Source organism: Hydrogenophaga electricum, assembly GCF_030160815.1.
GTDB classification, from domain to species: Bacteria; Pseudomonadota; Gammaproteobacteria; order Burkholderiales; family Burkholderiaceae_C; genus Hydrogenophaga; species Hydrogenophaga electricum.
In genome coordinates, this window is record NZ_BSPB01000003.1 from 209,003 (window position 1) to 216,895 (window position 7,893).

A 7,893-nucleotide genomic window follows, 5' to 3' on the forward strand; every position below is an offset into this window, starting at 1 on the left:
GGGCCAGTCAAGAAATGAGGCAGGCAATGTTACTGCCCGCCGTGCCGAAGGTCCGAGCGGCGCTCGATGATGCGCGACACCAGTTGGCCGCCCCTGCCGCGCTCGGCAGGCGATCACCGCCACCTGCTGAACATCGCCCACGGATTGCGGGCCATCCGGCGGATGCCGAAGGCGCGGTGCACGAAGCCTATCTGCGCGCCCTCACCTCGGCGCCAGCCCAGCTCGAGGTGCCACCGGCCTGGCTCACCGCCGTCTTGAGGCACGTAGCCATCGATACCCTGCGCAAACACCAGCGCGACACCGGGCAGCCCGGGGCCGCCGACATGCCCGATCTGGCGCCGTCGGCACAGCAACTGGCCGAACGCGTACAAGACAGCCGCCGCGCGCTGCGCTGGTTGTCGGAACGGCTGTCGCCCGACGACGCCGCCTTGCTGCTGTTGCGGGAAGTGTTTGGCGAAAGCCATGCCGCCATCGCGGCGCGCACCGGCAAAAGCGACGCGGCCTGCCGGCAGTCGGTGCACCGGTCGCTGGCGCGCCTGCGAGCGGTCCCTGGCAAGCACAAGCCCGGTGACCGCGCCACCGCCGACGCGCTCCATGCCCTGTGCCTGCGGGCCTTGCAGACGCACAGTCCGGCGCCCTTGTACGCCATCCTGGCGTCGCCGGTGACCGCCCGGGGGTGCCCCGCAGGGTGCGACAGGCCTGGCCGCTGGCACCGGAAGAGGCGGACCCGCGTCAGCCGGTCGCCTGCTGAGGCCGGTTACTTCAACGACTTGAAGCGCGCGCGCTTGGGCCGCGCGCCTTCTTCACCCAGGCGCTTCTTCTTGTCGGCTTCGTACTCGGTGAAGTTGCCGTCGTAGAAGTACCACTGGCTGTCACCCTCGTAGGCCAGGATGTGGGTGCAGATGCGGTCGAGGAACCAGCGGTCGTGGGAAATCACCATGGCCGAACCGGCGAATTCCAGCAGCGCCTCTTCCAGCGCGCGCAGGGTTTCGACGTCGAGGTCGTTCGAGGGTTCGTCGAGCATCAGCACGTTGCCACCCTGGGCCAGGGTCTTGGCCAGGTGCAGGCGGCCGCGTTCACCGCCCGAGAGGTTTTTGACCAGCTTCTGCTGGTCGTTGCCCTTGAAGTTGAAGCGGCCGATGTAGGCGCGGCTGGGCATGACGAACTTGCCCACGGTGATGTTGTCCAAGCCGCCCGAGACGTCTTCCCACACGCTCTTGTCGCCTTCCAGCGATTCGCGGCTCTGGTCGACAAACGCCAGCTTGGCCGTCTGACCGATGACGATCTCGCCCGCATCGGGCTTTTCCACGCCCTGAATCATGCGGAACAGCGTGGACTTGCCCGCGCCGTTGGGGCCGATGATGCCGACGATGGCACCGGCCGGCAGCTTGAAGCTAAGGTTTTCGATCAGCACACGGTCGCCGAAGGATTTGGTGACGCCGTTGAACTCGATGACCTGCGCCCCCAGGCGCTCGGCCACGGGGATGAAGATTTCGCTGGTCTCGTTGCGCTTCTGGTATTCGACGTCACTCAGTTCCTCGAAGCGGGCCAGACGCGCCTTGCTCTTGGCCTGGCGGCCCTTGGCGTTCTTGCGCACCCATTCCAGTTCTTCCTTCATGGCCTTGCGGTGGGCGTCTTCGGCCTTCTGTTCCTGGTCCAGGCGCTTGCCCTTCTGGTCCAGCCACTCCGAATAGTTGCCCTTCCAGGGAATGCCGTGGCCGCGGTCGAGTTCGAGAATCCACTCGGCGGCGTTGTCCAGGAAGTAGCGGTCGTGGGTGATGGCCACCACGGTGCCGGGGAAGCGCTGCAGGAACTGCTCCAGCCAGTGCACGGACTCGGCGTCCAAGTGGTTGGTCGGCTCGTCGAGCAGCAGCATGTCGGGCTTGCTCAGCAGCAGGCGGCACAAGGCCACGCGGCGTTTTTCACCCCCGGACAGGTTCTTGATCATCGCGTCCCAGGGCGGCAGGTTCAGCGCATCGGCGGCCAGCTCCAGCTGCAGGTCCGAATTCTCGGAACCGCTGGCCGCGATGATGGCCTCCAGCTCGGCCTGTTCAGCGGCCAGCGCGTCGAAGTCGGCGTCTTCTTCGGCATAGGCAGCGTACACCTCTTCCAGGCGGGCCTTGGCCTTGAGCGCACCGCCGATGCCCTCTTCCACCGCCTGGCGCACGGTCTGCTCGGGGTCGAGTTGGGGCTCCTGCGGCAGGTAACCGATCTGGATGCCCGGCATCGGAATGGCTTCGCCCTCGATCTCCTTGTCCACGCCGGCCATGATCTTGAGCAGCGTGGACTTGCCCGAACCGTTGAGGCCGAGCACGCCGATCTTGGCGCCAGGGAAGAAGCTGAGCGAAATGTCTTTCAAGATCTGCCGCTTGGGCGGCACGGTCTTGGAGACGCGGTTCATGGAAAAGACGTATTGGGCCATGGCGGTCTGAGAAGAGAAATCGGAAAGCCGAGGAAGCCGGGCCCAAGGGGCCGGCGGCCGGTCCGGCGACGCCACCCGTGCGGGCGGTGCCGGCGTGCTGGGCTCAATTATCGCCCGGTGACGCGGGGGACGCAGGCGGCGCGGACTCGGGTGGCGGAGGTGCCGACTGACCGGCCCGATCGACCAGCCCTTGCAGCACTGGCGGCATCACGCCTTCATGGAGCCAGTCCGGCAAAGGGGGCAGGCCCCATTGCGTCTGGCGCAGCACCATGGCTAGGCCGCGCAGCCACAGGTGCATGCCACGCCGCCCCAGCTTCAGCTCCAGCGGCTCGGCCCCGGTTTCAAAACGCAGCAACACCGACTGGCTGCCCGAGCGCGTGACGATGCGCTGGCACAGGCGCAACTGCGGATCGGCGTTGGCACCCGGCGTGACCCGCGAGGCCGTCAGCCGCGCCGGCGGCTGACCCGGCGCTACCTCGTGCAGCGCCAGCCGGTGCTCAATGGCCACCCGCTGCGCCGCCGGTGCACCCCCCTGCTGGCCGGGCGTGGCGGTCTCGAACGCTTTGAGCAGTGGGCCCAACATGCTCGACACCATGCGGCGGGTCAGCCACACCGTCTGATCCAAGTCGTGCGAGCGCATCCAGATGCGGTCCTGCAAGGCGTCGTAGCCGAAAGTGGTGGTGGTCACGGTGGGAGATTCTCTGCCGGTAGCCGGTCAATGCGGTGGTCCAGAAGCGCAGTGTAGAGGCCGAAAAACACGCGCGCCGGACCGGAAGGCCCCAGCCGTGCGACAATAACGCCTGTCGGGTCCTCCAGTCGGCCCGGCACCAGCGCACACGCTGTGGTTGTTGCCCCACCCAAGGCGGCGGCCGATACGACGAACCTCATCTGCCCGTTCTGGACCGCAGCCCGCCTGCGGAAGTGGCCGATGCCCCCCAGCGCCCTGGACGGGCGCCCCAACTGCCAATGAACTTTGAAGAACTGAACCTGGCCCCGGCCATCGTGCAAGCGGTCCGTGAACAGGGTTACGAAACCCCCACGCCCATCCAGCGCGAAGCCATTCCGGCCGTGCTCTCCGGTCGCGATCTGCTGGCCGGCGCACAGACCGGCACCGGCAAGACCGCCGCCTTCACCCTGCCGCTGCTGCAACGCCTGTCGCAAGGTGAGCGCGCCACCAGCCGCTTCGGCGGTGTCGGTGTCCGCGCCCTGGTGCTGACCCCCACGCGCGAACTCGCCGCACAGGTCGAAGAATCGGTGCGTACCTACGGCAAGCACCTGTCGCTCAACTCCACCGTGGTTTTCGGTGGCGTGGGCATGAACCCGCAGATCAACGCCCTCAAGAAAGGCGTCGACGTGCTGGTGGCCACGCCCGGACGCCTGCTCGACCTGCAGGACCAGGGCTTCCTGGACCTGTCAGCCGTGCAGGTGCTGGTGCTCGACGAAGCCGACCGCATGCTCGACATGGGCTTCATCCACGACGTGAAGAAGGTGCTGGCGCTGCTGCCCCGCGACAAGCAGAGTCTGCTGTTCTCGGCCACATTCAGCGACGACATCCGCGAACTCGCCAACAGCCTGCTGCGCGACCCGCAGAGCATCCAGGTCACACCGCGCAACACCACCGTGCAGCGCATCGCCCAGGTGATCCACCCGGTGGGCCGCGGCCGCAAGAAGGAACTGCTGGTCCACATCATCCAGCAGCACAACTGGAGCCAGGTGCTGGTGTTCACCCGCACCAAGTTCGGCGCCAACAACGTGGCCGATTACCTGACGAAGAACGGCATCAAGGCCATGGCGCTGCACGGCAACAAGAGCCAGGGCGCCCGCACCCAGGCACTGGCCGGTTTCAAGAGTGGTGACATCCGCGCGCTGGTGGCCACCGACATCGCCGCCCGCGGCATCGACATCGACGATCTGCCGCACGTCGTCAACTACGAAATCCCCAACGTCCCCGAGGACTACGTCCACCGCATCGGCCGCACCGGCCGGGCCGGCAAGGAAGGCCAGGCCGTCAGCCTGGTCTGCCTGGACGAAGAAGGTTTCATGCAGGAAATCGAACGCTTCACCAAGCAGGAGATTCCGGTGGAGATCTTCGAGCAGTTCATGCCCGAAGAGGGTGAACGCGCCGAGCCCATCGCCATGGGCCGCCAGACCCTGTGGGGTGGTGCCGGCAAGCCGCCCAGCCGCGATGTGATGGCCGCGGCCGCCAAGGCTGCTCGCCAGGACATGATGCAGCGCATCCGCGAGAAGAAAGCCACCGAAGGCCAGCCCAAGCCCCGCGGTCAACGACCGCCCAAGGCGGCCGCCGAAAGCCACCCGGATGCCCAGGGCCCGCAGGGTCATGGCGAGGGCAGCGGTGAAGGCCGCCGCCGCCGTCGCCGCCGCGGAGGCAATGGTCAGGGCCAGGGCCCGCAAACCCAGGCCGGCAGCCAGCACCCGCCACGCCAGGATCGTGCCCCGCGTCCGCCGCGCGACCACGACGACGAAGGCGGCCGGCCCGAGCGCCAGCCCGGACCCAACGCCCACCTGGGCCAGTTGCGCATCCGCGACCCGCGCCCCCGCGCGGCCGCTCCCGGCGGTCAGCCCGACCCGCTGCGCACCAGCATCGACTCGATGCGCACCAGCAAGCACAAGAAGAACAACAAAGGCCCCCGTGGTGGTGGCCAGGGTGGCAACGGCGGCGGTGCCGATCCGCTGCGCACCAGCTACGGCCGCATCGGCTGACCCCCTTCAAAAAGCCCCGCTCGCGGGGATTTTTGCTGGCGGCCGCTCGCCGGCCATCTCGGTCCAGGGCTTGACGGCGCCCCAAAAAACGTCGGGCTTGGCCGCTCAACCCGCCTCGGCCATCAGGCCGAAGCGCTCCGGGTAGGTGTAGGCCACAAAGTCATCGCCCCGCGCAAAACCAGCCAGCGCCAGCCCTGCCCGCTCGGCCAGGTCCACGGCCGCCGTGGTGGGCGCCGAAACCGCCACCAGCAGCCCGGCTCCGATCATGGCGGTCTTCTGCACCATCTCGAAACTGGCACGGCTGGTCACCAGCACCCAGCCCTGGGCCGGGTCGATACCTGCGCGACTCATCGCCCCGGCGAGCTTGTCCAGCGCGTTGTGGCGACCGATGTCTTCGCACACCTGCAGGATGTGGCCCTCGGCATCGCACCAGGCCGCCGCGTGCACCGCACCCGTCAACGCCTGGCGTGCCTGGCGCTCGCGCAACAACCGCTGCGCCCGCCCCGGTACCTGGGGCGGTACCGCCAGAGGGGGCAATGCACTTGGCAGCGTGCGGCGGACCTGGTCAAGACTTTCCGTGCCACACAGGCCGCAGCCGGTGCGGCCCGCCAGGTTGCGACGCCGCTCCTTGAGCCGCCACTCGCATTCGGCAGCCACCTCGAGCCGAACCTCGATGCCATCACAGGTGGGTTCTGCCTCGATGCCATAGACCTCGCTCGCATCGCGCACCAGCCCTTCGGTCAGCGCGAAACCGAGCGCAAACGCCTCCAGATCGGCCGGCGTGGCCAGCATCACGGCGTGCGAAATGCCATTGAACACCAGCGCCACAGGCGTCTCTTCGGCCAGCCAGTCGCCGCGCGAAACGGCCTGCCCACCGCGCCACGCAACCACACGGGCTGCGCGGACGCCTTCGGGCGTGCTCTCGCCCGGGAGGGCGCCTTCAAGGGTTGTCATGCTGTCTCCAGTGATCGACGCGGGGACACTCGCCAGGATCGCCGCACGGCTTCTTCACGATGCCCGGCCGGCGCCATGCACACCGCGCCGGCACGAAAGTGCGGGTGTGTATGCTGGTGAGGCATAGGGTAACCCAGTGCCCCTGCACGCTGGCCTGCCCCGCCGCCCCTTTTCACCACCTTTTGCATGCCCGCTGCCACCCCCACCCCCGACGAATCCCTGCCTCCTCGCTGGGCCACCCTGATGGTGGCCACGGCCAACGTACTCAACCTGGCGCAGCCCGGGCGCCACTTTTACGATGGCCAGAGCCCTTACCGGCAGGATGAGTTCGAGCGCAAGGTGAACTGGCTCGGCGAGCGCTTTCGCACCCTCAATGCCGATGTGCTGGCGGTGCAGGAAGTGTGGGACGAAGTGGCCCTGCGCGCCGCCATCGCCCGCAGCGGGCTGCAATATGGCTTCGTCGGTGTGCCCGGGGCTGAAAACGGTCCGGGGCAGCACGGTGCACAGGGCACGCCGCGCGTCGGCCTGGCCACCCGGCTGAAAGTGGCGCACACCGAATCGCTGGTCGACTTTCCGCCCGCCGCCGTCGTGCAGGTCCCCGGCCTGGGCGCCCATGGCCGGTTCGAGCGCCCGCCCCTGCTGGCCACCCTGCGCCTCAAACACGGACAACCCGTGGCGGTGCTGGTCGCTCACCTCAAGAGCAAGCGACCGAAATTCCTGCAGGACGCCGAAGGTCGGCCGCTCGAAGACCCCAACGACCCGGCGGTGCAGGCGGTGGCTTCGCTGCGATCGCTGATCATGCGCGCGGGCGAAGCCCTGGCGCTGCGGCTGAAGGTGGTGGAATTGCTGCACCGCACGCGGCTGCCACTGATCGTGATGGGCGATCTCAACGACAGTCCGCACAGCGTCACCACGCAACTGATCGCCGCCACCTCGCAAGCGGCCTACGACAAGGGCGCGCGCGACACCGCGCTGTACAACGCCTGGGATGTGCAGGGTGAAGGCGCCCTGCGCCGCGACGTGGCCTTCTCGCACATCCACCAGGGCTACCCCGAGGTGCTGGACCAGGTGCTGGTCAGCGAAGAATTCGTCGCCACCAGCCGCGCCAGCATCGGCGATGTGCGGCGCGTGGAGGCTTTCAACGACCACCTGCACGAAGGCCGTGAACGCTGGCGCAGCGACCATGGGTTCGTGCGCGCGCTGTTGCGTCTGCGGCTGGATGCGCCCGTCCCGGACGTTTAAACCTGTTCTAAGTGTCGGCGCCAAGAATGGCGGCGTCGGTGGCGGTTGCCACCGATCCACAACCCTCCAAGGAGTCCTCATGAGCAAGAACCTGATCGCCCTGCTGTCTGCTGCCCTGCTCACCGCAGGTGCCGCCCACGCGGCCACCAACACCCCGGCTGCCGCGACGGCGCCGGCCACACCGGCGACCGAGATGGCGAGTACCGCTGCCGCCCCGGCACCGGCGGTCCCGACTGCGGCCGAGAAGCCCGCCCACAAAGCGGTTACCCCGATGGCCCAGGAACACAAGAAAAAAGCCAAGAAGAAGCACGTGGCAGCCTCGAAGAAGCGCCACGAAACGCACGACGCTGTGAAGTCCTGAACCCTTCGAAACGGTCAGGCAAAAAAAGAGAGCGGATCATCCGCTCTCTTTTTTTTGGAGGGAAAGGAGCGCCCTTTCAGGCGCCCACCCAACGTCACTGCACGTTGCGGTAGTGACCGGGGAAGAGCTCGTTGAGCTTCATGCCGCTGTCGCCGTCGGCCACGATGTCGCCCGTGCGCAGCGCTTCGCGCAA

General features: G+C 67.7%; 7 protein-coding genes. 4 read left to right on the forward strand and 3 right to left on the reverse strand.

Features of this window, described 5'->3' with window-relative positions:
* Positions 1-26 precede the first annotated feature (26 nt).
* Positions 27-857, forward strand: a complete 831-nt coding sequence (locus QQK43_RS23445; protein ID WP_370465212.1) for a sigma factor-like helix-turn-helix DNA-binding protein — start codon at positions 27-29, stop codon at positions 855-857.
* Here QQK43_RS23445 and ettA read toward each other — a convergent pair.
* Together ettA and QQK43_RS03625 are read right to left on the reverse strand one after the other, a co-directional pair.
* Positions 758-2,422, reverse strand: coding sequence for an energy-dependent translational throttle protein EttA (gene ettA / locus QQK43_RS03620; RefSeq protein WP_234263429.1), 1,665 nt, complete (start codon positions 2,420-2,422; stop codon positions 758-760). The genes QQK43_RS23445 and ettA overlap by 100 nt on opposite strands.
* A gap of 103 nt (positions 2,423-2,525) precedes the next feature.
* Positions 2,526-3,110, reverse strand: a complete 585-nt coding sequence (locus QQK43_RS03625) for a hypothetical protein (RefSeq protein ID WP_284306723.1) — start codon at positions 3,108-3,110, stop codon at positions 2,526-2,528.
* A 278-nt stretch (positions 3,111-3,388) separates the two neighbouring features.
* Here QQK43_RS03625 and QQK43_RS03630 point away from each other — a divergent pair, with 278 nt between their 5' ends.
* Positions 3,389-5,143 (forward strand): DEAD/DEAH box helicase, encoded by a 1,755-nt coding sequence (locus QQK43_RS03630; protein WP_284306724.1) that lies wholly within the window; start codon positions 3,389-3,391, stop codon positions 5,141-5,143.
* A 105-nt stretch (positions 5,144-5,248) separates the two neighbouring features.
* Here the strand turns inward: QQK43_RS03630 and fdhD are convergent, their stop codons facing one another.
* Entirely contained in the window at positions 5,249-6,097 is an 849-nt protein-coding gene (fdhD, locus tag QQK43_RS03635) for a formate dehydrogenase accessory sulfurtransferase FdhD (RefSeq protein ID WP_234263432.1), read from the reverse strand.
* A gap of 186 nt (positions 6,098-6,283) precedes the next feature.
* Between fdhD and QQK43_RS03640 the strand changes: the two genes are divergently transcribed.
* Both QQK43_RS03640 and QQK43_RS03645 read left to right on the forward strand, forming a co-directional pair.
* Positions 6,284-7,339, forward strand: a complete 1,056-nt coding sequence (locus QQK43_RS03640) for an endonuclease/exonuclease/phosphatase family protein (RefSeq protein WP_284306725.1) — start codon at positions 6,284-6,286, stop codon at positions 7,337-7,339.
* A 79-nt stretch (positions 7,340-7,418) separates the two neighbouring features.
* The gene (locus QQK43_RS03645; protein WP_284306726.1) at positions 7,419-7,700 is read left to right on the forward strand and encodes a hypothetical protein; all 282 of its coding nucleotides are present in this window, start codon (positions 7,419-7,421) and stop codon (positions 7,698-7,700) included.
* Positions 7,701-7,893 lie beyond the last annotated feature (193 nt).